We start from the raw sequence: 25,017 nt of genomic DNA, 5'->3' as shown, positions 1-25,017 counted from the left end.
TAGGTAGTCTACCTACCGCACGGTAGGCAGAAAACGATGTTGTGGAGGCGGGTCCCGCAGGGGTGGCCCGCGAGTGCTGTCTACGAGCCATGCCCCCACCCGTTCTTCGCGCTAGGAGCACCCGCGTGTCCGTATACCTGTACCGATGGGGAAAGTTCGCTTTCCGCCGTAAATGGATCGTGTTGCCGGTCTGGCTACTGCTGTTCGTGCTGCTCGGCGGCCTCGGCGCCACACTGGCCAAGCCGATGAGCAACGACTTCAGCATGCCCTCGCTCCCGTCGGCCCGCGCCAACGAGATCCTCGACAAGCACTTCCCCGGCATGTCCGAACAGTTCAAGTTCGACGCCGTGTCCGGCACCTACGTGATCGGCGCGCCGGCGGGTCAGAAGCTGACCGACCCGGCCAACCGCGCCGCGATCGACGCGTTCATCGCCAAGCTCGGCGAACTCGACATCGTCGATCACGAGAAGCCGCTGATGAGCCCGATCGAGCTCACCGACAAGATGGGCTGCCTCGACAACGCCGATCCGTCGAAGTGCTCGTCGGCCCCGCTCAATGTGCTGAGCGAGACCGCACCCGGCACCGTCGGCGTGCTCAGCGTCCCGTTCACCATCAAGGCCGTCACCGACGTGACCGACGCCGAGCGCGACGCCGCCTTCGAGGTCGGCGCCGAAGCCCGCAACGCGGGTCTCACCGTCGAGCTCAGCGGCTCGATCGCGATGAAGCAGGAACAGCCGAGCGGCAAGTCCGAACTGATCGGCATGGCGGTCGCGCTGATCGTGATGGTGGTGGCCTTCGGCGCCATCGTCGCCGCGGTCGTGCCGATCGTCACCGCGATCGTCGGCCTCGGTGCCGCGACCTCGGTGATCATGCTGGGTACCTCGGTGATGGAAGTGCCGAGCTTCACCACCTTCCTGGCCTCGATGATCGGTATCGCGCTCTCGATCGACTACGCGCTGTTCATCGTCTCCCGGTACAAACACGAACTGGCCGTGCGTGATTCGGCCGAGGAAGCCGCCGGTACCGCGCTCGGCACCGCCGGTTCGGCCGTGGTGTTCGCCGGTCTCACCGTCATCATCGCGCTCGGCGCGCTCGGCATCGTCGGCGTGGAGTTCCTGACCTTCATGGGTCTCGGTGGCGCCATCGCCGCCGCGTTCGCCGTGCTCACCGCGGTCACCCTGATGCCCGCGCTGATGGGCGCCTTCGGCAAGTACCTGTTCAAGCCGAAGCTCCCGCTCGTGGCACAGCACGACCCCGAGGACGAAACCTCGGTCACCAACGGCCAGCGCTTCGCCAAGCTGATCGCCAAGGCGCCGTGGGTCGCGTTGGTCCTGTCGGTGGTCGTGCTGGGCGCGCTCGCCGCACCCGCCGCCGGCCTGAACCTCGGCCTGCCCGGTGACGACAGCATGCCGAAGACCTCCACCATCCGTAAGGCCTACGACCTGCGGACCGAAGGTTTCGGTGAAGGCAGCAACGGCGTGCTGATGGTCGTCGCCGACCTGAGTGCGACGCCGGAGGGCCAGCGTGAGGCCGCGGTCACCGCACTGCGCGACAAGCTCGACTCCTACGACGGCATGGATTACGTCACCGAGCCGCAGTGGAGCGAGGACAAGCAGGGCGCCATGCTCAACGGTGTCCCGAAGTCGGGCCCGAACAACCAGGACACCAAGGATCTGGTCGCCGAAGCGCGTGGCGCGGAAGCGGATCTGAACGCGCAGTACGGTATGGCATACGGCATCACCGGCACCACCGCCATCTACGCCGATGTCGACCACGTCCTGCTCAGCAAGATCGTGCCGTACCTGGCGATCGTGGCCGGTGCCGCGTTCATCCTGCTGATCCTGGTGTTCCGCTCGATTCTGGTTCCGCTCACCGCGGCGCTGGGCTTCCTGTTGTCGATGGCGGCCACCTTCGGTGCGACGGTGCTGATCTTCCAGGAGGGCGCGTTCGGCCTGATCTCGGATCCGCAACCGCTGGTCAGCTTCCTGCCGATCATGTTGATCGGCTTGGTGTTCGGCCTGGCGATGGACTATCAGGTGTTCCTGGTGACCCGCATGCGCGAGGAATTCGTGCACGGTAAATCACCCAAGGACGCGATGGTCTCCGGGTACCACCACGGTGCCCGCGTGGTGACCTCGGCCGCGATCATCATGATCTCGGTGTTCGGTTCCTTCATCATGGAAACCGACGTCACCGCGAAGTCGTTCGGTTTCGCGCTGGCCGCCGGTGTGGCGATCGACGCGTTCATCGTCCGCATGGTCGTGGTCCCCGCGCTGCTGGTGATCATGGGCAAGTGGGCGTGGTGGATGCCGAAGTGGCTCGAGCGCATCGTGCCCGATATCGACGTCGAAGGTGCCAAGCTCGAGGAGCTGCGCGCCGAGAGCGCCGTCACGGTGAAGCACCCGGTTTCGGTCGGCTGACCCTGACAAAACCGCACGGCCCCGCAATCCGCTACCGGATTGCGGGGCCGTGTTGTTTCGGCATCCGCGCTGGAACGGTGCTTGATATCGAGGTTGCTGGGCAGCAGACTCAGGGCTAGTTCGACCGGCTACACCTCCGATCCGCGCTCTGCACCGATCCACGAGGAGAAGAACCGTGTCCATCTATCTCTACCGGTGGGGCAAGCTGGCCTTTCGCCGCAAATGGATTGTGCTGCCCGTCTGGTTGCTGTTCTTCATGGTGCTCGCGGGACTGGGTTCCTCGCTGCAGAAGCCGATGACCGACGACTTCTCCATGCCGAACCTGCCGTCGGAACGGGCCACCGAAATCCTCGACAAGCACTTCCCCGGCATGTCGGAGGCCTTCGCTTTCGACGCGGTGACCGGCACCTACGTCGTCGGGGCGCCCGCGGGCCAGAAGCTCACCGACCCGGCCAACCGGGCCGCGCTCGACGGGCTGATCGCCAACCTGGAGCAACTCGACATCGTCGACCACGCGAAGCCGATCGAGAATCCGATCACCGCCACCGAGGAAATGGGCTGCCTCACCGGGCAACCCGATCCGTCCACCTGCAGTGGCGCACCACTGAACGTGCTGAACAAGACCGAACCCGACACCGTCGCGTTCTTCAGCGTCCCGTTCACGATCACCGACTTCGCCGACATCACCGCCACCGAACGCGAGGCCGCCTACAACGCGGGCGATTCCGCGCGCGCGGCCGGGCTGACGGTCGAGATCAGCGGCACCATCGCGATGGAACAGGAGATGCCGAGCGGCAAATCCGAAATGATCGGTATGGCCGTGGCACTGGTGGTGATGATCGTGGCGTTCGGCGCGATCGTGGCCGCGTTCGTGCCGATCATCACCGCGATCGTCGGGCTCGGCGCGGCGACTTCGCTGATTTTCCTGTCGACCTCGGTGCTGTCGGTGCCGAGCTTCACCACCTTCCTGGCCTCGATGATCGGCATCGCGCTCTCGATCGACTACGCGCTGTTCATCGTCTCGCGGTACAAACACGAACTGGCGGTACAGGATTCCGCCGAGGAAGCGGCCGGTACCGCGCTGGGCACGGCGGGTTCGGCGGTGGTGTTCGCCGGGCTCACCGTCATCATCGCGCTGGTCGGGCTGAGCATCGTCGGGGTCAGGTTCCTGACGTTCATGGGTCTGGGTGGCGCCATCGCGGCCGCGTTCGCCGTGCTCACCGCCATCACGCTGATGCCGGCGCTGCTCGGTGCATTCGGCAAGGCACTGTTCAAGCCGAAGCTGCCGCTGATCGCCCAGCACGATCCCGAGGACGACAGTGTCGTCACCAACGGCACCCGCGTGGCCAGGGTGATCGCCAAGTTCCCCGCGATCACGATGCTCCTGGCCATCGTGGTGCTCGGCCTGCTCGCCGCACCGGCGCTGAACCTGAACCTCGGGCTGCCCGGCGAGGACAGCCTGCCCAAGTCGACGACCGTTCGTAAGGCCTATGACCTGCGCACCGAGGGTTTCGGCGAGGGCAGCAACGGCGTGCTCCAGGTGGCCGTAGACCTCAGCGAAACCCCGGCCGACCAGCGTCCGGCGGCGCTCGACGCCTTGCGCGCGAAGCTGCAGTCCTATCCCGACATGGAGCTGGTCACCGATCCGCAGATGAGCGAGGACGGTGCGGGCGCGCTGATCAACGGCATCCCCAAGACCGGCCCCAACGCCCAGTCGACCAAGGACCTGGTCGAGTCGGCGCGCGATGCCGAATCCGATCTGAACGAGCAGTACAAGATGTCCTACGGCATCACCGGAACCACCGCGATCTACGCCGATATCGACCACGTGCTGCTCAGCAAGATCGTCCCGTACATGGCTATCGTGGCCGGTGCGGCATTCATCCTGCTGATCCTGGTGTTCCGCTCGATTCTGGTTCCGCTCACCGCGGCGCTGGGCTTCCTGTTGTCGATGGCCGCGACCTTCGGTGCGACCGTGCTGATCTTCCAGGAGGGCAAGTTCGGGCTGATCCAGGATCCCCATCCGCTGGTCAGCTTCCTGCCGATCATGTTGATCGGCTTGGTGTTCGGCCTGGCGATGGACTATCAGGTGTTCCTGGTGACCCGCATGCGCGAGGAGTACGTGCACGGCGCCGATCCCACCGAGGCGGTGATCAAGGGCTATCACCACGGTGCGCGCGTGGTGACCTCGGCGGCGATCATCATGATCTCGGTGTTCGGTTCGTTCCTGCTGGAATCCGATGTCACAGCCAAGTCGATGGGCTTCGCGCTGGCGGCAGGCGTGGCCTTGGACGCGTTCGTCGTCCGGATGGTGCTCATTCCCGCTTTGCTTGTGCTGCTGGGCAAATGGGCGTGGTGGATGCCGAAGTGGCTCGAGCGCATCGTCCCCGATATCGACATCGAGGGCTCGCGGCTGCGCGAGGTCCAGGCCGAACAACGGAAGGTCGACGCGCCACTACCGCAAGGCTGAGCAGCGATGGCCGGGGAGCTCTGGTTCCCCGGCCATTTCGCTACTGACTCGGCTGCGGCACTTGACATTCGGTGACGCGCGGATTGAGCCCGATGTAGTTCGCGGGCCCCGCCGCGGCGGTGACCGCGATGGTCGCCCATTCCGCGCATTGTTTGGGCAGGTGAGCGAAGTGGTGCCGCTGACCAGCAGCGAGCAACCCGACGGCGATCCAGCCGAGCACGACCAGAACCATAAGTTTTCCCCCGAGCCCGATCCCGGACTTCGCGGGTGGCGGCTGTCGCCCGCGCATAATCATCGTTCCTTCCCGGATTCGGTGTAACCCAGTCTATTACGCGAGGAATACACCGCAGGTCGGACGAGGTGAATACCCGACGACAGATCGTGCCGCTACCGGGTGGTCCGCGCTCTCCCGCACTGTGGCTTCCGGCTTTCCGGCCGAGCCGCGGCAGGCGGGCGGATGCCGTGCCTGATCGCGTTGGCGGTGTGGATTCCGATGGCGAAGTCCTTCAGCTGCTTCAACATATCTCCATGGTCTGACTTCCGCGTCACCGGGAGAAGTGGCATAGATGACGACTATCGCTAAGATTTAGACATGAGTTCTGTCTCCGTGCTGGCATACGACGGGATGACGGCGTTCGAAACCGGCATCGTGATCGAAGTCTTCGGCCTGACCTGGCCCGATATCGACGAGCCGTGGTACGAGCTGAAGATCTGCACCGAAACGCCCGACCCGATCCGGGTGATCGGTGGCGCCACCATGACCAGCCCGTACGGTCTCGCGGAATTCGCCGCCGCCGATACGGTCGTCGTCCCGAGCGTCGCCGACCCGCGCGCGCAGACCTCGCCGGAGCTGATCGACGCGCTTCGCTCGGCACACCGCAACGGCTCCCGGATCGTGTCGATCTGCTCGGGCGCCTTCGCGCTCGCCGCCGCGGGTCTACTCGACGGCCGCCGAGCCACCACCCACTGGCGCTACGCCGACCTGCTGCGCGAGCGCTACCCCTTGGTCGAGGTCGACCCCGAACCCCTCTACACCGACGAGGGCGACATCCTGACCAGCGCCGGCTGCGCCGCCGGCCTCGACCTCGCACTTCACCTGGTCCGCAACGACCTCGGCTCCGCCGTCGCCAACGCGGTCGCCCGCCGCCTCGTCATCCAGCCCCATCGCGCCGGCGGCCAAGCCCAATACATCGAATCCCCCATGCCACCCGAGCCCCTAGACGCCCCCATCGCCCGCAGTCTCTCCTGGGCCCTCGAACACCTCGCCGACCCGATCGGCATCCCCGACCTGGCCAGAGTCGCGGGCCTGTCACCGCGCACCTACCTACGCCATTTCGTCCGCGAAACCGGCGTGACGCCGAGCAAATGGCTGATCGCCCAACGCATCCAAGCCGCCCTGGCCATGCTCGAAACCGGCGACGCCCCGATCGAGGAGATCGCCACCGCATCAGGTTTCGCCACCCCGGTCACCTTCCGCCACCACTTCACCCGGGCAGTCCGCACCTCACCGTCGTCCTACCGCCGCTCTTTCCAGACAAGAAAAAGCCCCCCACCTGCGTGAACAAGTGAGGGGCTCGTGGCGGTGGCGGAGGGATTTGAACCCTCGGAGGGGGGTTACCCCTCACACGCTTTCGAGGCGTGCTCCTTAGGCCGCTCGGACACGCCACCGCCGACTACGGTACCGGAATGGGTGGGGGATTGTTAAATCGGCTGGTCAGCGTTGGTTTTTGAAGAAGGTGTCGAGCAGTGCCGCGCAGTCCTGTTCGAGAATGCCGCCGCGGACTTCGGGACGGTGGTTGAGGCGGCGGTCGCGGACCACGTCCCAGAGGGAGCCGACGGCACCGGTTTTGGGTTCCCAAGCACCGAAGACGACCTTGCCGACGCGAGCCAGCACCAGCGCGCCCGCGCACATGGTGCACGGTTCGAGGGTGACAGCCAGGGTCGCGCCTTCGAGACGCCAGCCGTCACCGCGCACTGCCGCGGCTGCGCGCAGGGCGAGCACTTCGGCGTGGGCGGTGGGGTCGCCGAGGGCTTCCCTGGCATTGGTGGCGCGGGCCAGTTCGCGGCCCTGCGCGTCGAAGACGACGGCGCCGACCGGCACATCGCGCGGGTCGGCGTCGGCTGCGGCCGCTATCGCGGCGCGCATCATGTCCTGATCGGACACCGCTTCGACGGTCACCTGGGCAATTTGTCCAGCACCGCGGCGAATTCGTCGGCGAAACCGAGGCGCTGGGCGATCATGCCCAGCTGCTCGTCGGGGTAGAGGTCGGTTTCGGCGATGATCACGCTGAGGACCGGTTCGGGGAGGCCGAGGTCGGCCAGGACGCCGAGGTCGCCCTCTTCCCACGGTTCGACGTCGTCGAGGTCGTCGGGGTCGATGTCGGGGATCTCGACATTGAGCGCGTCGAGCACGTCGGCGGCGATGTCGTAGTCGATCGCCGCGGTGGCGTCGGAGACGAGCAGGCGGGTGCCGCTCGGCGCCGGCCGCAAGACGATGAAGAACTCGTCGTCGACGTCGATCAGGCCGAACACCGCACCTGAGCTGCGCAAAGCCTTCAGTTCGGTCTCGGCGGCCGAGAGATCGTGCAACGCATCCGAGCTCAGCGGGCTGACCCGCCACGTGCCTTCTTCGCGGACCACGGCCACTGCGAACCCTTCGACGTCGAAGTCGTCATCCGACGTCGCCCTGTTCGTGCCCGAGCGCTGTGCTGCCATGGACCAAACGGTAGTCTGTCCCACCCCTAATGATGAACTCGTGTGCCAATCTGTTCGGATGAATATCGACCAGCGTGGGGCTGTTTGCGTCCTCGGGACCGGCCTGATCGGCGGTTCATTGCTGCGCGCCGCCGTCGCGTCGGGGTACGCGGCGTTCGGGTACAACCGCTCCGAATCCGGAGTTTCCGCGGCGCGTCTGGACGGATTCGATGTGTCGGGCGACCTGTCCGCGGTGTTGCGCCGGGCCGCCGAGGTGGACGCGCTGCTGGTGATCGCGGTGCCGATGCCCGCGGTCGAACACCTGCTCGCCGACATCGCCGCGATAGCGCCCGGCTGCCCGCTGACCGATGTGGTGAGCGTGAAGGGGCCGGTGCTCGACGCGGTGCGCAAGCATGGACTCGAGGCCTTGTACGTGGGTGGGCATCCGATGACCGGGACGGCCGAATCTGGTTGGGCTGCAACAGATTCCACACTTTTCCGTAATGCGGTGTGGGCCGTGGGCGTCGACGAGGGCACCGGAGTGCGACCGTGGTCGCGGGTGGTGCGACTCGCGTTGGATTGCGGGTCGGTGGTGGTTCCGGTGCTCGCCGGCGAACACGATCAGGCCGTCGCGCGGATCTCGCATCTGCCGCATGTGCTGGCCGAAGCGCTGGCAGCCTCGGGTGCCGCGGGCGGAAAGCTGGCGCTCGGCCTGGCAGCGGGTTCGTTCCGCGACGGAACCCGCGTCGCGGGCACCGCGCCCGATCTCGTTCGCGCCATCTGCGAACCGAACGCGAGCGCGCTGGAACGGGTGCTCGACGAGGCGATCGAGACCCTCGTCACTGCCCGCGATTGCCTGCGTTCGGACGGCGATCTCGGCCAACTCGTCGAGGCGGGTTACCGCGGCCGTACCGCCTACGACAACCGCGCGACCTGGGACATCACCGGCATCACGCCCGGTACCGACGGCTGGCTCGGCGAACTACATCGCGCGGGTCGCGACGGTGGAGTACTCCGCGCACTCTGAGTGCCGGCGTCTTGCGTTTTCATCCCACCAGCCTCGTCGCTTGGCACGGCCATGTCATCCCTCTCAGGCGTGAGGTGGCAGGCAACGATGGCTCCGCGACTCCGCAGCGATGCGGGCGAGCACGCAGGTCAGGCGCGTTCGGCCAATCCCGGATAGTCGAGGACGAAACCTTCCGGGTCGACCGTCAGAGTGGCGCTCGAGACCGGGGACAAAACATTGATGCCGTCGGCCGCGCTCGAGTAGGTGAGCTCGGCTTCCTGCACCAGCAGGTCGGGTAGTCGCACGTAGACGACCGGAACCTGGACGTCACCGACGGCGTGCTGGAGGCTGAAGCGGCGAATCGGCAGGGTGTTGAAGAACGGGCTCAGCACCACGTCGACGTCGAGGGCGCCGCCGAAGGTGGAGCGCACGTGGGTACCGCCCGCGTCGACGAGCCAGTAGTTCTCCTCGTCGCGCGAGATCGAGGCATGGCGTTCACCGGCCGCGGTGGTGGTGCGCAGCGACAGCCGCCTGGTAGCGCCCGCTTCGTCGGTGACCAGGTCGTACGACGCGCTGAATGCCGGGTGCTCGTCGCCGGCACAGCCGATCATCCGGCCGGCGGCCCTGATCCGATTGCCGTTCACCGTCACCCGCACCGACTCCATCCGGCTGTTGTCGTGGGCACGCCAGGTGAGCACCGCAGGCCACCGGGAGGCCGGTCTGATCTCGGTGGGGCCGTCGGCCGGGCCCGGGGCTGGGGTCGTCACCTCTCTACGGTAAGCGACACCAGCCCCAGCGCTGTACAACACCGCTGCATCACACCAGCGAATCCCGCCAGGCGGCGTGCAATCCGGCGAAGCGCCCCTGGCCCGCGATCAGCTCGGCCGGTGCGCCGTCTTCCACGATCCGGCCACCGTCGAGCACCAGCACCCGGTCGGCAATGGCCACGGTGGACAGCCGGTGCGCGATGATCACGGCCGTGCGGTCGCGCAGCAGCGTTTCCAGCGCGTGCTGAACCAGCCGCTCACCGGGGATATCCAGGCTGGAGGTGGCCTCGTCGAGGACGATCACCGCCGGATCGGCCAGGAACACCCGCGCGAACGCCACCAGCTGACGCTGCCCCGCCGACAGCCTGCCACCGCGAGTCCGCACGTCGGTGGCATACCCGTCGGGGAGTCCGCCGACGAACGCGTCCAAACCCACCGCACGCGCGGCCGCGGCGACCTCGGCGTCGGTCGCGTCGGGCCTGCCGAGCCGGATGTTGTCGGCGATGGTGCCGGAGAACAGGTAGGCCTCCTGCGTGATCATCACGACATGCCTGCGCAGCTCGGCATCGACCAGGTCGCGCAGGTCCACCTTGTCGAGCGTGATGACGCCACCGCTCGGGTCGTAGAACCGGGTGAGCAGTTTCGCCAAGGTCGACTTGCCCGCGCCGGTGGCACCGACCAGCGCCACCACCTGTCCGGCAGGGATCTCAAGATCGAATTCCGGCAGCACCGAGGTGTCGTTGTAGCCGAACCAGACCTTGTCCATCCGCACCGCACCGGTCGCCCGCTCGAGGGCGACCGGGTGTTCGGGTTCGGCGACGGCCGGTTCCTCCTCGAGCACACCGGAGATCTTCTCCAGCGCCGCCGCCGCGGACTGGTAGGAGTTGAACACCTGCGCGAGTTCGTCGAGCGGACCGTAGAACTGGTCGAGGTAGAGCAGGTACGCGGCGAGCACACCGATCGCGAGGTTGCCCTCCATCACCTGCCAGGCGCCGACCAGCAGCACGATCACCGTGGTGAGCTTGCCGATGAAATTGGACAGCCCGACGTAGTCGCCCATGCCACGGACCGCGGTGGTCGTCGCCTGCTGGTACGTCGAGTCCTCGACGCCGAGCACCTCCTGGTTGCGGTGTTCGCGACGGAACGCCTGCACCGCGCGCATGCCGCTCATCGATTCGACGAACTGCACGACCACCCGCGAGATCGCACCGCGCGTACGCCGGTACCCGGCCCGCTGACGCCGCTGCGCCCACCGGGTGACCAGCACCAGCGGCACGAACCCGATCAGCACGATCGAGGCGAGCAGCGGATCCAGCCAGATCAGCAGCGCCGCGATGGTCACGACCGAGATCACCGCGCTCAGTGCCTGATTCAGCGCCCCTTCGAGCAGCTCCTGCAGGGCTTCGATATCGCTGGTGAGTCGTGTGACGACCTTGCCCGAGGTGTACTTCTCGTGAAACGACACGCTCAACCGCTGTGTGTGCCGGAACGCACGCACCCGCAAGTCGAACAGCACGCGCTGACTCAGCGACCCGGACGCGCGGAGGAAGGCGAACGTGGTGAGTCCCGACAACAACGTCACCGCGACGAAACCGGCTACCGTCGCGATCATCGGCGTCCAATTACCTTGGCGGCCTTCGTTTATGCCGTGGTCGAGCCCATAGGCGATGAACAGCGGCAGCGAGACCTTGGCGGCGTTGTCTACCAGGATCAGGATGAAGGTGAGGATCGCCTGTTTGCGGTATGGCCGCACCAGGTCGATGAGCAATCGCCGAGATCGCCCGGCAAGCACCAGATTTCCGGTGCCGGTGACGGTGTCGTCCTCTTTGGCGATGCCGCGCCAGTCGGCCGCCAGATCGGACTTCTCCTCCGGTACCGCCTTTGCCGGCGTCACAGTCTCGGTGCTCATGCTTCACCTCCCATCAGTTCGCGGTAGTGGCTGCTCGTCCGCAGCAATTTCTCGTGAGTGCCCTCGGCGACGATGCGCCCGTCGGCGAGCAGGGCGACACGATCGGCCAGCGCCGCGGTGGACGGCCGGTGCGCGACCAACAGTGTGGTCGCCCCGGACAGGACAGCGCGCAGCCGATCCTGCACGCGCTCTTCGGTTTCCACATCCAGCGCGGAGAGCGGATCGTCGAGGACCATGATCCGGCCGCGCGCTTCGGTGTCGCCGGTGAGCACGGCCCTGGCCAGGGCCAGACGCTGACGCTGTCCGCCGGACAGACTCATGCCCTGCTCGCCGATGCGGGTGTCGAGCCCCCACGGCAGCGCGTCGACGAATTCGCCCGCCTGAGCGATATCGAGCGCCTGCCGCACATCGGCGTCGGTGGCGCGCGCGTCGCCCAGTGCGACGTTCTCCCGCACGCTCGCGGAGAACAGCACCGGTTCCTCGAAGGCCACCGTCACCACCCGGCGCAACTCGGCCAGCCGCAGGGTGGCGATATCGACACCGTCGATGGTGATGGTGCCGCCGCTGACGTCGTAGAGCCGGGGAATCAGCTCGAGTAGCGCGGTCTTGCCGCTGCCCGTCGCCCCGACGAGCGCGACCGTCTCCCCCGGTCGGATCCGCAGCGAGATCTCTTCCAGCACGGTGTTTTCCGGACCGTCATCGGATCGCGGATAGGCGAAGCGGACCCGGTCGATGACCAGCTCCCCGTGCAGCGCGGCCGGGAGTTCGGCCGGGTGCGGTGGGTCGGTGATGTCGAGTGGAGTGTCGATGATCTCCCAGAAGCGATCGGCCGCGGTGCGCGCCTCGAACAACTCCGACAACAGGAACCCGAGCCAGATGATCGGCCACTGCAGAAACGTGGCCAGCGTGATGCTCGCGACGAGCGTGCCCATCGTCATCGACCCGTGCACCACCGAGTAACCACCCACGCCGAGCGACACCGCGATCGACACGGTCGGCAAGGTGACCAACGCCGCCCACAGCGTGGCGTCGAGGCGCACCTTCACCATTTCGGTGCGCTGCAGTTCCCGGGACAGGGCAGTGAATCGCGCACCGAAGAACCGGCCACGGCCCAGCGCCTTGAGCACCCGCACGCCCTGCGCGGACTCCTGGGCGATGGTGGCCAGGTCGCCGGACTGGTCCTGTGAGCGCCGCGAGGCCACCTCGAATCTGCGGACGAAGCGGGCGCAGAACAGCGTCAACGGCAGCGATGTCACCGTGAACATCAGTCCCACTTGCCAATTCATCGCGAACAACACGATCAGCCCGGTGGGCATGATCACGCTGTTGACGATCAGGAACGGGCCGGCGAACGCGACGAACCGCCGCATCACCGACAGATCATCGATGGCGCGCGAGAGCAGCTGACCCGACTGCCAGCCATCGTGGCGGCCGATCGAGAGTGCCTGCAGTCGCGTGAAGAGCTTGGCGCGCATCGTGATTTCGAACATCGTCGACGGCTTGGACACCAGCCAGCGCCTGCCCCACATCCCGAAGGACTCGAGCGAGCCGAGCAGAAAGATCAGCGCGACCGGCGCCAGCAGACCGACGAAATCCCGCCGCGCGATCGGCCCGTCCACCACCCGCGCGATGACCAGCGGGATCGCGATCGCTGTGCTCGAGGTGACGATCGCCAGCACGTTCGCCAGCAGCAGCGGCACTCGGTACGGCCGGAGAAAGGGCAGGAATCGCCGCAGCGACCGCATTCCCCCACTCGGCCGCGGCGCGGGCCGCGCCGATCTGTCGGCCTCCGATTCGGCGGCCGCCAGCTCTGATGTGACAGACAAAACTCCCCCTTGATGCCCGGTCGGCTGGTTGGTTTTCCGGAAACGGACGCACGGTGATGTTCGCACCAGGGTCCGACAAGTTCGGCCCATCAAGAGTCCCAGAGCACCCCCACCCCCGGCCACCGATTTTCCGGCCACGAAGCCGCCCGGCCACCATCGGCTCGGACAGGCAGGTCCGCTCGATCGGCCTTGCGCCGCGCCCTGTCGCACCCGCGCGCCCCACCACCGGAGCGGCCCCGATATCGGCCGGACTCGCGGCCTGGCCGCGGTTCGACCGCCCGATACAATGCGGCGCAGGCGTGAGCTATCGACAGCGCTGAGCAGCGGGCCGATCAGGGCCGCGAACTCGAGCGCGTCGGCGCTCCAAAGACACAGGGGTCCTTCATGCGGATGGTCGGGTTGTTCGCCGGGATCGGCGGGCTCGAACTCGGTCTGAGCAGGCATGGTTGGTCTTCGGAGTTGCTGTGCGAGATCGACCCCGGCGCTCAGGGCGTGCTCGCGGCCCGATTCCCCGACACCGACCTGCACGGCGACATCACCCGCTTGCGGTCGCTCCCCTCGGGCACCGAGCTGGTCGCGGCCGGTTTTCCCTGCCAGGACCTCTCACAGGCCGGGCGCACCGCGGGCATCACCGGCCGTCGATCGGGCCTGGTGGACGAGGTGTTCCGGCTGGTTCGCAGGCAGCGTGGGCCGCGATGGTTGTTGATCGAGAACGTTCCGTTCATGCTGCAGCTCGGCCGCGGTGCGGCCATGCGCCACATCACCGCCGCGCTGGAGGAACTCGGCTACAGCTGGGCGTACCGCGTGGTCGACGGGCGCGCCTTCGGCTTGCCGCAGCGGCGGCAGCGCGTGCTGATGCTGGCTTCGCGCACGGAGGACCCCCGCCCGGTGCTGTTCGGCGACGACGCCGGTCCCCTCGACTACGGCGACCCGGACCGCGACCCCTGCGGCTTCTACTGGACCGAGGGCGTGCGCGGGCTCGGCTGGGCGGTGAACGCGGTGCCGACCCTCAAGGGTGGTTCCGGTCTCGGCATCGCCAGTCCGCCCGCGGTGCGGCTGCCCGCAGGCGAGATCGTGACGCCGGGCATCGTCGACGGTGAGCGATTACAGGGGTTTGACGCCGACTGGACCGCCCCCGCCCTCGATGTCGCGGGCGTGCGCCACGGTCATCGATGGAAACTGGTGGGCAACGCGGTGAGTGTCCGGATGGCGAACTGGGTCGGCGAACGCTTGGCCGCGCCCTCGGACCCGCTCACCCTGGGCGAGCCGATCGCCGCAGGCCAACCGTGGCCGAGCGCCGCGTGGGGTCACGCCGGCGTGGTGCACCGCGTTCCCCTGTCGACCTGGCCGGTCCACGAACCCTACGAGGACCTGAAGAACTTCCTCACCGAACCTCGCCTGCTCTCCCCGCGCGCGACGGCCGGGTTCCTGCGTCGCACCGAGATGGGAAACCTGCGCTTCCCGCCCGGATTCCTCGACGACGTGCGCGACCACCTCGACCGAATGGGCGGCTGGGCGGCATGAGCGCGGCGGGCAGGCTCGTGACCGACTCGGCGACGAGCGCGCGGATGTCCAAACAGCGACGCGTGAACACCAATCCCGAGCTGGCCCTTCGCCGCGAACTACACCGCGCGGGCCTGCGCTATTTCGTCGATCGACCGCCCATCAAAGGCCAGCGCCGACGCGCGGATGTGGTGTTTCCGCGGCTGCGCATCGCCGTCTACGTCGACGGTTGTTTCTGGCATCGATGCCCTGATCACGCGACCGATCCGAAGAACAACGCGCAGTGGTGGGCCGAGAAGCTGGCAGCCAATGTGGCCCGCGATCGGGCTACCGACGCGGCGTTGACGGCGGCGGGCTGGCAGGTAGTTCGGGTGTGGGAGCACGAGGATCCGCACGCGGCGGCCGAGCAGATCACGGCGCTGGTGGCGCGCGCCAAACCCAGTTGATCTGTGGTTGTTCAGCTACGGCGCTTGTTCAGCGACGGCGCGGAGCGTGCTCGGCGCGAACCCGCACCCGTGCGCGCGACGCATCCGCCGCGACGAAGCCGGACACGGCCAGCGCGAGGATCGTGGCGAAACTTGCCAGCGCGATCACGTAGCTCATCGAGGACCTCTCCGTTGATTACCAACCACCCTGCACGGCGAACCTGACAGCAACCTGTGTGTGCCTGTGCGTCTGATGTGATGAAACCACGTCCGCGCTCTCGACGCGCCTGATCCGGCCGGTCGTGACCGACACGCACAATGGTCGGTGTGACCGAATTCGCACGGCACACCCGGGGCTACTCGGTGCTGATCGCCCTCGCGATCGCCATCGCCGGCCTGTGTTATTCGTCCTGGCTGCTGGAATTCGCGCTGCCGGTCGACACCGACCCGGTCAACGATTTCCTCAGCGAACTCGACGCCGAGGGCAAGCCCTACCGCGCGGTGTTCGGCACCGCCGACAAGCTCGTCGGCCTGTTGCTGATTCCGGCGGCCCTGGGCGGACTGGTGGTTTTCCGGCGCCGTCGGCTGACCACGATCGGCTGGATCGCCCTGCTGTGCTTCGGCGCGGCCACGATCGCCGACACGCTCTTCCCACTGAGCGATTGCGCCCCTGGCTCCGACGCGTGCGGCGGCGGACTGTTCCCCCAGCTACACCAACCACACGCGCTGACGAGCACACTGGCCGTCACCTCGATCGCGGTGGCGGCATTCGCCTTCAGTGCCGCCGCCTTCCGCTACCACCGCTGGCGGATCCTGCGCGAGTTCGGCGTCGCCGTTCTTGTCGTCGGGTCGGCGGCGACCATCTGGATGATGGTCGCCGACAACCTCTCCGGCTCCTACGCACTCGGCGTCGCCCAGCGCATCCAGGTCGGCGCCATGTCGCTGTGGATGCTCGCCCTGGCCACCGCGGTGCTCATCGAGGGACGCGAGTGGACTACTTGACGGTGATCTTCACCGTGTAGCCGTCGAGCTTCGCGGGCAGCTTGGTGGTGTCGACCGCGAGCACCTCACCGGTGTCTTGCACGCCGTTGGGCAGCGTCTTGGGCTTCAGGCCGAACGGCGGCTGCTCGCCCTGACTGGCGGCCAGACCGAAGTCGCTGTCGTTGGCGATGTAGATGGTCTTGCCGCCATCGAGGGTGGCGATGCCTTCGATCTTGTCGTGGCCGAAGAAGCGGCCCTTCTCGTCGAGCGCGGCGACCAGCGCGGACAGGTCGAGATTGCTCTTCTTCGCAACCGGGGTGACGCCCGCCTTGGTCAGCGTGGCGACAGCGTCGGCGGTCGGGGTGACCCCGATCAGCGTCTCCAGCGGCTTACCGTCGATCAGCAGGCCGCCCTTCTCGGCGTCATAGGTCGCGCCGGGCACCGCTGACTGCGGGCCGACATCGGTCGCGCCCGCGATGTCGATGGTCCAGATCTTCTTGTCCGACTTGGGCGCGAGGTTGCCGTCTCGCTCGTCGACCAGGAAGGTCGTGGCGCTCAGCGCGGTGATCTCCGAGACCGCGACTTTGGATTGCTTCGGGTTCTCCAGCGGGTACAGGAATTCCTTCTGAGCCTTGGTCTTCAGGTCGACGGTCACGATGCGCGCGAACGGCACCTCCTTGGCCGAGCCGCTCAGGCCGGGGGTGTTGAGCGCGCTCTGGACCATGCCGACCAGGGTGCTGCCGTCCGGGGTGATGGTCAGCCCCTCCATGCCCTGGTTGGGGGTGCGCAGCGCGATCTCCTTCGGCAGGCCGCTGCCGGGCGCGAGCCGCTCGATCTCGGTGCCGTTGGCGTCGAAATGCACCAGGAACGGGCCGTATTCGTCGGAGACCCAGAAGGTGCCGTCGGGCAGTGCCACCAGGCCCTCGGGATCGAGGCCGTGATCGGTGGGCGGGAGGACATTGCCCTGCAGGTCCTTGATGGTCTCGCCGGTGCTGGCCGAGATGTCGACCTGGCCGTTGAACGGTGCGCCCGACTTACTGCGCAGCTCGATGCTCGACTGCAGCACGGCCTGGTTGTCGACCAACTTGAACCGGCCGATTTTGGGCACGAAACTCGGTGTCGGCGAGAGCTTTTCATTCTTGGCCGGCCCGTCGACGTTCGGGCCGCGGTCGGTGAGTCCGTAGAACTCGTCGGTGCTGCCGGGCACCGAGGTCCAGGCCGAGCCGAATCCACTGCCCTGCACCGTGGTGCCACCGAACTCGCCGAGCACCGGAATGTCGGTGGTGTAGAGGCGAACCGCGTCGGTGGTGGTCACGGTGAACTGGTCGAGACCGGTGTACCCGGCGCTCGGGGTGTAGACGTAGGCACCGTCGGCGCGCCGGGTGACATTGCCGTGCTCGGGCTCGAGGCTGACCCCGAGCACCGCGCTGGTACCCGCCTTGGCGACCAGATCGTCGAGCGAGATCACCAGCGGCGTGTCCTTGCCCGCGGCGAAGCCGGCATCGGGATCCGGCGAGCAGCCCGCCACAACGGCGGCAGCGCACAGCGCGGCGGTGAGCGGAAAGAGGCGTAGACCTGGACGTGCGTTCACCTGCCATGCATACCGCCGCGACCCGACTACGAGACGACCGGCAAATGAATTGTCCTCCATCGCTCGGTGGACCATTCTGGCAATCATGACCACAACTCGGGTGAACATTTCCTCAGCCTCCGATTTCGAAGATGTCGTCGGGTATTCGCGGGCGGTGCGGGTCGGCAACCAGGTCGTCGTCAGTGGCACCACCGCGGCTGTCACCGGCGGCGGTGCTGTCGGCGGCGACGACATCGGCGCCCAGACCAGGGAGGTCTTGGCTCGCATCGCCACTGCGCTCGAACAAGCCGGTGCGAGCCTGCGCGATGTGGTTCGCACGCGCATGTTCGTCACCGATATCGCCCGCTGGCCCGAGGTCGCGGCTGCTCACGCCGAGGTATTCGGCACGATCCGCCCCGCGGCCTCGATGTACGAGGTCACCGCGTTGATCGCCGCTGATCTGCTGGTGGAGATCGAGGCAGACGCGATCATCGCCGACTGAATCGTCACACGGCCAGACGGAGGCGCGCCGGCGTCGACAGTCGATTTATGCCCAGTTATCCACAGGCTCAGAGTTATCCACAGGGCAATGTCGACGCCGTCGTTCTCGCCTGTGCGCCGGCGGCGGAGCACTACTCTCGAATCCGTGACCAGCGAAACGGCAACCCCCACCGACCTGCTCGATCAGGTCGCCGCCTCCACCGCGCGCGTCGATACCGCGATCGGCACGCTCACCGACGCTGCCTTGACCGAACCATCCCTGTTACCGGGATGGACCCGCGGTCACGTGCTGGCCCACCTGTCGCGCAACGCCGACAGCCTGCTGAACCTGCTGCTGTGGGCACGCACCGGCATCGAGATGCCGCAGTATCCGAGCGTCGAAGTCCGCGATGCCGATATCGAGGCCGGCGCGCCCCGCCCGCTCACCGTGCAGCACGCCGACTTCACCGCCACGGCACACCGCTGGCAGGCCGTCGCCACCACCATGCCCGCCGCCGACTGGCAGGCCGAGGTCCGCAACCGCCAGGGCGGCACCGTCACCGCCGATCACATCCCCTGGATGCGCCTGCGCGAGACCGAAATCCACCACGTGGACCTCGGCATCGGCTACACCCCCGCCGACTGGCCCGCGCCCTTCGTCGCCCGGCTGCTCCCCGAAACCATCACCGACCTCTCCGCCAAACTCCGCCCCGAAGCCACCCCCACCTTCGACATCCAGTCCACCGACACCGATTTCATCGCCACCGTCGGCCCTGGCCGCCCCCACCACACCATCCTCGGCCCCGCCTGGGCCCTGTTGGGATGGCTCGTCGGCCGCACCTCCGGTAGCGACCTCACCGGCCCTCTCCCGCCGCTACCGGCCTGGAAGTAGCCCACTGCGACGAAAGAACCTCCGACCCAGCACAGTTCGGAGGCTCCAGACGGTCAGCGAATGCTGATTTTCGGATCGGTGAAGCGGTTGGTGAAGATATCGCCCGCGGTCAGCGCGGGCGGGATCGCCGCACCGCCCGCGACCAGGATCGGCCTCAGGTCGTCCAGGTTGCGCTGGGCGCGAGCCTGCTCGTAGGTGCCGAAGGAGCCGTCGGCCTCATTGGCCAACAGGCCGAGCTCGACGAGCTGCTTCGAGGCGAACTCCGCCTCACCCGCGGGGTAGGGGGTGAATGCCGGTGTGCGGGAAACGATGTCGACGACCTTGGCATTGGTGTCGGCCGGTGCTGCGGCGAAGTCAGCGCCGGACTGCTGCACGATCGGCACCAACTTGGCCAGGCACGACGCCAGTCCGTCGAGCTTGTCGGCGCGCGCGGTGAGATTCGAGGCGTAGGTGTCGAAGCCGGCGTTCTTGATCAGGTCGTAGGCGACCGGCTTGTTCCAGGCGCGGGCCTCGTGCTCGTAGACATACGGTTCCGCGCTGGCGAAGCCCTGCTGGGCGATTGTGGGGTCGGCGACGAAACGAGCTGGGGCGCCGTCGTATCCGGTATCGATCTGCGACTGCTTCAACAGCCCCTTGGCCACCAGCCACTGCGGGAAGATCTGCTCCTTCGACACCACAACGGGCGAATTGGAGCGGCCGATATCGGCGATCGAACGCCAGTCCGGATGGCTCACCGGATCCCACATCAGAATGGAGGGACTGTATTTCAGCAACGGCGTGACCGCGACGACCGACTTGGCGGCACTCGCCGCGATCACCTGTTCACCGTGCACCACGCCGAGAGTGACCGTGTCGTCGACATACATGCGCGACGGGACGGACTGGAACCCGATCGCGGGCCCACCCGCTCGCAGCTGCAGCCGCACACCGGTGTCCTTACCGCCCGCGACCAGCGGCCCCTCGACCGACTTGGTCTCCTCGTCCACGCGGTAGCCGGGCCCGAGCAGCTGGAACAACCCACCCTGGTCGGACTGCGGCTGCCATTGCAGCTGGATGGTGACCGTATCCGGGCACACGCCGCGCAAGGTCTGTGCGGGAGCCGCGGGTTCGAGCGCGACGGCCGCGCCACCCTGGTCCGCGGTATCGGAGCCGCAACCCGCCACGGCGAGTAGTGCCGCCAACAGCACTGCTCCCGAAGTAGCGGCGCGCCTGCGGTGTCGGTGGTTGTGCATGTCGATCTCCTCGCCGTCGCGGCGTTCTGCGCGACGTCTACATGCAACGTCCCACCGGTTTCGTGGCCGTTACGTGTTCACTACATGTCTGTTCTTACTTCGATTCCGTGATGCGGGGGCAATACATGCAATGGACCGTGAAGAGATGACGCCCACGTTCACCGTCCCCACCATCGACATCACGCCGTTCCTGACCGACTCCGACGAGGCCGCGCGCACCGCCGTCGCCGCCGAGATCGACACCGCCTGCCGCGAGGTCGGCTTCATGCAGATCGTCGGCCACGCCATCCCCGGCGAGGTGATCACCGGACTCACCGCCGCGCTCGACGAGTTCTTCGCGCTGCCGCTGGTGATCAAGAAGCGCTACCGCCGATCGACCTCGGAGAACCGTGGCTACTCGCCGCCACGTTCGGAATCGCTGAGTCTGAGTCTCGGCCTCCCCGCGGCCAATCAGATGAACGACTTCTACGAGGCCTTCATCGTCGGCACCCAGTCCGCCGACTTTCCCGGCCTCGACCTGCCCGCCTCGTCCTATGCCGCGAACAACTGGCCCGATGCCGCCGTGCGCTTCCGTCCGGCGATCGAGACCTACTTCGCCCACGCACAGCGGCTGTCCCGAATCCTGCTGCGCGCCTTCACCACAGCCCTGCACCTGCCCGCCGACTACTTCGACTCGCTCACCGACCATTCCATCGACGCGCTGAAGATGAACAACTACGCCCTACCCGAGGGCGAACTGCGCCTCGACGGCGACATGACCGGCATGGGCGCGCACACCGACTTCGGCATCCTGACCATCCTGTGGGCCGACCGCGTCCCCGGCTTGCAAGTGCTCGACAAAGACGGCCACTGGCACGATGTGCAGCCCGCCGAAGGCGCCCTGCTCATCAACCTCGGCGACGCGATGGCCCGCTGGACCAACGACCGCTGGATGTCCACCCTCCACCGCGTCGACCCACCGATCGTCGACGGCCACATCCGCCGCCGCCGCTCAGCCGCCTTCTTCTTCGACGGCAACCACGACGCCGTGATACAACCCCTCCCCGGCACCCTCGCCCCCGGCGAACAGGGCTACCCCCCGATCACCGTCGCCGACAACATCAACGCGAAGGTCGCCGGCCTCAAAGGCATAGCCACCCCACCCCCGACCGCCCGCGAAACCGCCAGAGTCCTGGCATCGACCAACCCGGAATGACCCGACCCGACACACAAAAATCGACCCCGTATCACCTGATACGGGGTCGATCTCGGTGCGCCCGAAGGGATTCGAACCCCTAACCTCTTGATCCGTAGTCAAGTGCTCTATCCGTTGAGCTACGGGCGCATGGTCGTGCATCTTCAGTTGTACCCAGCGAACTGGGTGTGGCGGAGGCGAGAGGATTTGAACCTCCGGTCCCCGTGAAGGGACAACTCATTAGCAGTGAGTCCCATTCGGCCGCTCTGGCACGCCTCCTGGAGCCTTCTCTTTCGAGGGCACCGGTCCTTGTCGAACCGCCGGGAATGAAGATTACACGAGCGTGGGTAGTAGTCCAAAACGCCTGGTCAATCAGCGTAAGTTGCTGTCGAACCAGTCGTAGATACGGGTCTGGGAGTCGATGCGAATAGCCGCTGCCGCATCGTCGTCGGGGTCGGGGCGGTCGGCGCGGTGGCTCAGGCCGGGATAGGTGATGGTGAGACTGGCCACATTCGCCTTCGCCGTGGCCTCGCGCAGGCGCTCGACCGCCTCGGGCGGGGTGGCCGGGTCGTCGGCGCCGAAGAGGCCGAGCCAGGGAGCTTGGAGGTCGGCGGCGACGTCGACCAGGGCGGCGTTCTGGTCGGGCAGTGGGTCGGTGATGCCGGGGGCGGACACGCTCACCGCGGCGCCGATCGGGCGGGTAGCCGCGACGAGGAAGGCGGCGGTGCCGGCGCTGTCGAAGCCGAGGACGCCGATGGTGTCGGGGAAGACGCCGCGGGCGGTGAGCCAGTCGAAACCGGCGTCGAAGTCGTCGAAGAGTTCGTCGCCGAACACCTCGTGGACCTGCGCGTCGGCGATGCGGTCGAACAGGTGCGGCGCGATCACGATCCAGCCCTCGAGCGACAGCGCCCGCATCAGGTCGAGCAGCTGGGGCGAGAAATCGCGGGATTCGTGCAGGACAACGATGCCGCCGCGAGCCACCCGTTCGGGCTCGACCACCGTGATGGGCACGGCAGTGCGTCGCACGGCTACGTCCGTGTCGGCATCCGTCGAACGCAAGGGGGCGACATCATCATAAGTGCCCGACATAAACCCAGCGTAGGCGGCAGAACTGGACTTGGGTAGGCCTAGCAGGCCGCGCCGCATGTCACGACGGCCGATCATCGTAGGGTGGAGGCGTGACCGCGCATATCCGCCCCGACCTCGCCAGCATCCCGGCCTACGTTCCCGGCCGTAACCACCCCGGTGCGGTGAAGCTCGCGTCCAACGAGACAACCTTCGGTCCGTTGCCGAGCGCGGCCAAGGCGATCGCGGAATCCGCGGAGCAGGCCAACCGCTATCCGGACAATCAGGTCAGCGAGCTGCGGACCGCGCTGGCCGAGTTCCTCGGCGTCACCGTCGCGAATGTCGCGGTCGGCTGCGGCAGCGTGGCGCTGTGCCAGGAACTCGTGCAGATCACCTGCGACGCTCCCACCGACGAAGTGGTGTTCGCCTGGCGCTCGTTCGAGGCGTATCCGATCGTCACCCAGGTCGGCAATGCCACCGCGGTGACAGTGCCGCTGACCGCGGATCACCTGCACGATCTGGAGGCGATGGCCGACGCGGTCACCGAGCGCACCAAGCTGATCTTCGTCTGCAACCCCAACAACCCGAGCAGCACCGCGCACGGGCGCGCCGAGCTGGAACGGTTCCTCGATCGCGTGCCCGCGCGGGTACTCGTCGTGCTCGACGAGGCCTACTACGAGTACATGCGGCTGACTCCCGAGACTTGCCCCGACGGCGTCGAGCTCGGGCGCACGAGGCCGAATGTGGTTGTGCTGCGCACCTTCTCGAAGGCGTATGGCCTGGCCGGATTGCGCGTCGGCTACGCGGTGGGCGATCCCGACGTGATCGCCGCACTGCTGAAGGTGCACATCCCGTTCAGCGTGAACCGGGTCGCCCAAGCCGCCGCCATCGCCTCGCTGCAGGCGCGCGGCGAACTGCTCGATCGCACCGATGTGCTGGTGGCGCAACGGGATCGGATGCGCGACGCACTGCTGGCCGCGGGCTACGAGGTGCCGTCGAGCGAGGCCAATTTCGTGTGGTTGCCGTTGGGCGAGCGCAGTATCGAGTTCGCCGAGGCGAGTGCCGTTGCTGGCGTGCTGGTTCGGCCGTTCGCGGGCGACGGCGTGCGGGTGACGGTCGGTGATCCGCACGAGAACGAGCAGTTCCTCGGCTTCGCCACGGCACCCGAAACGGCGGCCCGATTCCGTTAGCTGGGCGCACCGTCAGCCTCCCTTGACGTGGGGTTGCCATGGGATTACCGCGAATTCGAGCACACTGCCAGCACACCGGTCGTAGGCTGGCTCGAAGCTGATGTCGGGTCGACCGATTACCCGGTCGGCGCGCGTCACCGGTCGAGTGAGTGCGTTCTCGGCGGGCAATCGTCCCGCATCCCGGGTGCGCCCGCACGGCCCCGCACCCCGCTGCCCGACCGGAGATGTATCGTGAACCAAGGCTCTCGCCCCGCCGTCTGCGAAAAATCCACCCCCGCAATCACTTCGGCGGCTGACATCGAGGTAGCCCGGCCGTCCGCACTCGATCTGGACCGACGTTTACGCGAGTGCGACGAGTTCTTCCGCTACCCCGAACTCGGGCACCTGCCGGTGCAGCGTCGCCTCGGCGCGCTCGCCGAATTGCGCGATACCGGCACCTATCGCCAGACCGCCGAGGAGATTCTGATCGGCGCGAAACTGGCGTGGCGCAACCATGCTCGCTGCGTCGGCCGCAAACATTGGCGATCGCTGAAGCTGCTCGACGCCCGCCGAGTTACTTCTGCGCGGGAACTTTCCGAGGTGTGCTGGCAGCATCTGCGCCTGGCCACCAACGGCGGCGCGATTCAGTCGATGATCACGGTCGGCCCGGCGCGCGGACCCGGTGGCGGCGAGTACCGGATCGAGAGTTCGCAGCTGATCCGCTACGCCGGCTACCGCAACGGCGACGGCACCGTCACCGGCGATCCGGCCAATATCGCGGCCACCGAGCAGGCGCTGGAGCTGGGCTGGCGCGGGGCGCGAACACCGTTCGACGTGCTCCCGGTGCTGATCAGCACGCCCACCGAGGACGTGCAGTTCTTCGACGTGCCGCGCGAGCTGGTCCGCGAGGTCGACCTGATCCATCCCGACTACCCGTGGTTCGCCGCGCTCGGCCTGAAATGGCATGCGCTGCCCGCTGTTTCGAACATGGATCTGGACGTGGGCGGGGTTTGCTACCCCTTCGCGCCCTTCAACGGCTGGTACGTCGGCACCGAGATCGGCGCGCGCAATCTCAGCGACACCGATCGCTACAACATGCTGCCGCTGATCGCCGACATGATGGGACTCGACACGTCATCGGTGCGGACACTGTGGCGGGACAAGGCCCTGATCGAGCTCAATCACGCTGTGCTACACAGCTTTCGAACGGCGGGTGTGCACATGGTCGACCATCACACCGTGGCCAAGCAGTTCTGCGATCACGTCCAGCGCGAGGAGGCCGCCGGACGGGCCTGCCCGACCGATTGGAGCTGGGTCAATCCACCCATCTCGTCCGGGCTGACACCGACCTTCCACCGCTACTACGATGCGCCCGACCTGGATATTCGACCCAATTTCGTCCGTCGCGACTGATCGACGGCGGGCTGTTTGACT

At 67.1% G+C, this 25,017-nt stretch carries 22 protein-coding genes and 3 tRNA genes; 12 read left to right on the top strand and 13 right to left on the bottom strand.

Annotation, left to right across the window (positions count from 1 at the left end):
- Positions 1 to 125: 125 nt before the first annotated feature.
- A complete protein-coding gene (locus tag ACQHI0_RS29515) occupies positions 126 to 2,420 on the top strand; it encodes an MMPL family transporter (RefSeq protein WP_427905019.1) in 2,295 nt (764 codons plus the stop codon).
- 175 nt (positions 2,421 to 2,595) lie between these two features.
- Complete coding sequence (locus ACQHI0_RS29510; protein ID WP_427905018.1) at positions 2,596 to 4,890, top strand: MMPL family transporter; 2,295 nt, start codon at positions 2,596 to 2,598, stop codon at positions 4,888 to 4,890.
- A 40-nt stretch (positions 4,891 to 4,930) separates the two neighbouring features.
- On the opposite strand, the gene ACQHI0_RS29505 is transcribed toward ACQHI0_RS29510, so the two are convergent.
- Positions 4,931 to 5,122, bottom strand: a complete 192-nt coding sequence (locus ACQHI0_RS29505; RefSeq protein WP_427905017.1) for a hypothetical protein — start codon at positions 5,120 to 5,122, stop codon at positions 4,931 to 4,933.
- 360 nt (positions 5,123 to 5,482) lie between these two features.
- Here ACQHI0_RS29505 and ACQHI0_RS29500 point away from each other — a divergent pair, with 360 nt between their 5' ends.
- Positions 5,483 to 6,451 (top strand): helix-turn-helix domain-containing protein, encoded by a 969-nt coding sequence (locus tag ACQHI0_RS29500; protein WP_427905016.1) that lies wholly within the window; start codon positions 5,483 to 5,485, stop codon positions 6,449 to 6,451.
- A 16-nt stretch (positions 6,452 to 6,467) separates the two neighbouring features.
- Here the strand turns inward: ACQHI0_RS29500 and ACQHI0_RS29495 are convergent.
- From ACQHI0_RS29495 to ACQHI0_RS29485, 3 genes are all read right to left on the bottom strand, one after another.
- Positions 6,468 to 6,558: transfer RNA gene (locus tag ACQHI0_RS29495), tRNA-Ser, on the bottom strand.
- A gap of 46 nt (positions 6,559 to 6,604) precedes the next feature.
- On the bottom strand, positions 6,605 to 7,039 hold the full coding sequence (locus ACQHI0_RS29490) for a nucleoside deaminase (protein ID WP_427909348.1): 435 nt from the start codon (positions 7,037 to 7,039) through the stop codon (positions 6,605 to 6,607).
- 26 nt (positions 7,040 to 7,065) lie between these two features.
- Positions 7,066 to 7,605 (bottom strand): tRNA adenosine deaminase-associated protein, encoded by a 540-nt coding sequence (locus ACQHI0_RS29485; RefSeq protein ID WP_427905015.1) that lies wholly within the window; start codon positions 7,603 to 7,605, stop codon positions 7,066 to 7,068.
- 58 nt (positions 7,606 to 7,663) lie between these two features.
- Between ACQHI0_RS29485 and ACQHI0_RS29480 the strand changes: the two genes are divergently transcribed.
- Positions 7,664 to 8,611 (top strand): prephenate dehydrogenase, encoded by a 948-nt coding sequence (locus ACQHI0_RS29480; RefSeq protein ID WP_427905014.1) that lies wholly within the window; start codon positions 7,664 to 7,666, stop codon positions 8,609 to 8,611.
- Between the two features lie 128 nt (positions 8,612 to 8,739).
- Here ACQHI0_RS29480 and ACQHI0_RS29475 read toward each other — a convergent pair whose 3' ends face one another.
- The 3 genes from ACQHI0_RS29475 to ACQHI0_RS29465 are packed head-to-tail and all read right to left on the bottom strand — an operon-like array spanning position 8,740 to position 13,092.
- Positions 8,740 to 9,357 carry a putative glycolipid-binding domain-containing protein gene (locus tag ACQHI0_RS29475; RefSeq protein ID WP_427905013.1) on the bottom strand — a complete coding sequence of 206 codons (618 nt, stop codon included), beginning with the start codon at positions 9,355 to 9,357 and terminating at the stop codon, positions 8,740 to 8,742.
- A 49-nt stretch (positions 9,358 to 9,406) separates the two neighbouring features.
- On the bottom strand, positions 9,407 to 11,266 hold the full coding sequence (locus ACQHI0_RS29470) for an ABC transporter ATP-binding protein (RefSeq protein ID WP_427905012.1): 1,860 nt from the start codon (positions 11,264 to 11,266) through the stop codon (positions 9,407 to 9,409).
- The gene (locus ACQHI0_RS29465; protein ID WP_427905011.1) at positions 11,263 to 13,092 is read right to left on the bottom strand and encodes an ABC transporter ATP-binding protein; all 1,830 of its coding nucleotides are present in this window, start codon (positions 13,090 to 13,092) and stop codon (positions 11,263 to 11,265) included. The genes ACQHI0_RS29470 and ACQHI0_RS29465 overlap by 4 nt, the downstream gene beginning before the upstream one ends.
- 390 nt (positions 13,093 to 13,482) lie before the next feature.
- On the opposite strand from ACQHI0_RS29465, the gene ACQHI0_RS29460 reads away from it, so the two are divergent.
- Complete coding sequence (locus ACQHI0_RS29460) at positions 13,483 to 14,616, top strand: DNA cytosine methyltransferase (RefSeq protein WP_427909347.1); 1,134 nt, start codon at positions 13,483 to 13,485, stop codon at positions 14,614 to 14,616.
- A complete protein-coding gene (locus ACQHI0_RS29455) occupies positions 14,613 to 15,041 on the top strand; it encodes a very short patch repair endonuclease (protein ID WP_427905010.1) in 429 nt (142 codons plus the stop codon). The genes ACQHI0_RS29460 and ACQHI0_RS29455 overlap by 4 nt, the downstream gene beginning before the upstream one ends.
- 28 nt (positions 15,042 to 15,069) lie before the next feature.
- Here ACQHI0_RS29455 and ACQHI0_RS29450 read toward each other — a convergent pair whose 3' ends face one another.
- Positions 15,070 to 15,198, bottom strand: coding sequence for a hypothetical protein (locus ACQHI0_RS29450; RefSeq protein WP_427905009.1), 129 nt, complete (start codon positions 15,196 to 15,198; stop codon positions 15,070 to 15,072).
- A gap of 149 nt (positions 15,199 to 15,347) precedes the next feature.
- Here ACQHI0_RS29450 and ACQHI0_RS29445 point away from each other — a divergent pair, with 149 nt between their 5' ends.
- Positions 15,348 to 16,022 (top strand): DUF998 domain-containing protein, encoded by a 675-nt coding sequence (locus ACQHI0_RS29445; RefSeq protein ID WP_427905008.1) that lies wholly within the window; start codon positions 15,348 to 15,350, stop codon positions 16,020 to 16,022.
- Here the strand turns inward: ACQHI0_RS29445 and ACQHI0_RS29440 are convergent.
- On the bottom strand, positions 16,015 to 17,592 hold the full coding sequence (locus ACQHI0_RS29440) for an esterase-like activity of phytase family protein (protein WP_427905007.1): 1,578 nt from the start codon (positions 17,590 to 17,592) through the stop codon (positions 16,015 to 16,017). The genes ACQHI0_RS29445 and ACQHI0_RS29440 overlap by 8 nt on opposite strands.
- Positions 17,593 to 17,677: 85 nt before the next feature.
- Between ACQHI0_RS29440 and ACQHI0_RS29435 the strand changes: the two genes are divergently transcribed.
- A complete protein-coding gene (locus tag ACQHI0_RS29435) occupies positions 17,678 to 18,073 on the top strand; it encodes a Rid family hydrolase (protein WP_427905006.1) in 396 nt (131 codons plus the stop codon).
- A gap of 144 nt (positions 18,074 to 18,217) precedes the next feature.
- Positions 18,218 to 18,943 (top strand): maleylpyruvate isomerase family mycothiol-dependent enzyme, encoded by a 726-nt coding sequence (locus ACQHI0_RS29430; protein ID WP_427905005.1) that lies wholly within the window; start codon positions 18,218 to 18,220, stop codon positions 18,941 to 18,943.
- Between the two features lie 53 nt (positions 18,944 to 18,996).
- Here the strand turns inward: ACQHI0_RS29430 and ACQHI0_RS29425 are convergent, their stop codons facing one another.
- Positions 18,997 to 20,175, bottom strand: a complete 1,179-nt coding sequence (locus ACQHI0_RS29425; RefSeq protein WP_427905004.1) for a nitrate ABC transporter substrate-binding protein — start codon at positions 20,173 to 20,175, stop codon at positions 18,997 to 18,999.
- Positions 20,176 to 20,320: 145 nt separating this feature from the next.
- Between ACQHI0_RS29425 and ACQHI0_RS29420 the strand changes: the two genes are divergently transcribed.
- Positions 20,321 to 21,370 carry an isopenicillin N synthase family dioxygenase gene (locus tag ACQHI0_RS29420; RefSeq protein ID WP_427905003.1) on the top strand — a complete coding sequence of 350 codons (1,050 nt, stop codon included), beginning with the start codon at positions 20,321 to 20,323 and terminating at the stop codon, positions 21,368 to 21,370.
- Between the two features lie 56 nt (positions 21,371 to 21,426).
- On the opposite strand, the gene ACQHI0_RS29415 is transcribed toward ACQHI0_RS29420, so the two are convergent.
- From ACQHI0_RS29415 to ACQHI0_RS29405, 3 genes are all read right to left on the bottom strand, one after another.
- A tRNA-Arg gene (locus tag ACQHI0_RS29415) sits at positions 21,427 to 21,499 on the bottom strand.
- Between the two features lie 39 nt (positions 21,500 to 21,538).
- Positions 21,539 to 21,628: transfer RNA gene (locus tag ACQHI0_RS29410), tRNA-Ser, on the bottom strand.
- Positions 21,629 to 21,721: 93 nt separating this feature from the next.
- The gene (locus tag ACQHI0_RS29405; protein WP_427905002.1) at positions 21,722 to 22,438 is read right to left on the bottom strand and encodes a dienelactone hydrolase family protein; all 717 of its coding nucleotides are present in this window, start codon (positions 22,436 to 22,438) and stop codon (positions 21,722 to 21,724) included.
- A gap of 89 nt (positions 22,439 to 22,527) precedes the next feature.
- On the opposite strand from ACQHI0_RS29405, the gene hisC reads away from it, so the two are divergent.
- Positions 22,528 to 23,604: a histidinol-phosphate transaminase gene (gene hisC, locus ACQHI0_RS29400; protein WP_427905001.1), complete on the top strand. Its 1,077-nt coding sequence runs from the start codon at positions 22,528 to 22,530 to the stop codon at positions 23,602 to 23,604.
- 327 nt (positions 23,605 to 23,931) lie between these two features.
- Positions 23,932 to 24,996 (top strand): nitric oxide synthase oxygenase, encoded by a 1,065-nt coding sequence (locus ACQHI0_RS29395; protein WP_427909346.1) that lies wholly within the window; start codon positions 23,932 to 23,934, stop codon positions 24,994 to 24,996.
- Positions 24,997 to 25,017: the final 21 nt, after the last annotated feature.

The sequence above is a fragment of the Nocardia sp. FBN12 genome, from assembly GCF_050320175.1.
GTDB lineage: Bacteria > Actinomycetota > Actinomycetes > Mycobacteriales > Mycobacteriaceae > Nocardia.
Note: the sequence above shows the minus strand (reverse complement) of the source record. Positions and strands in the feature narration are given on the sequence as shown.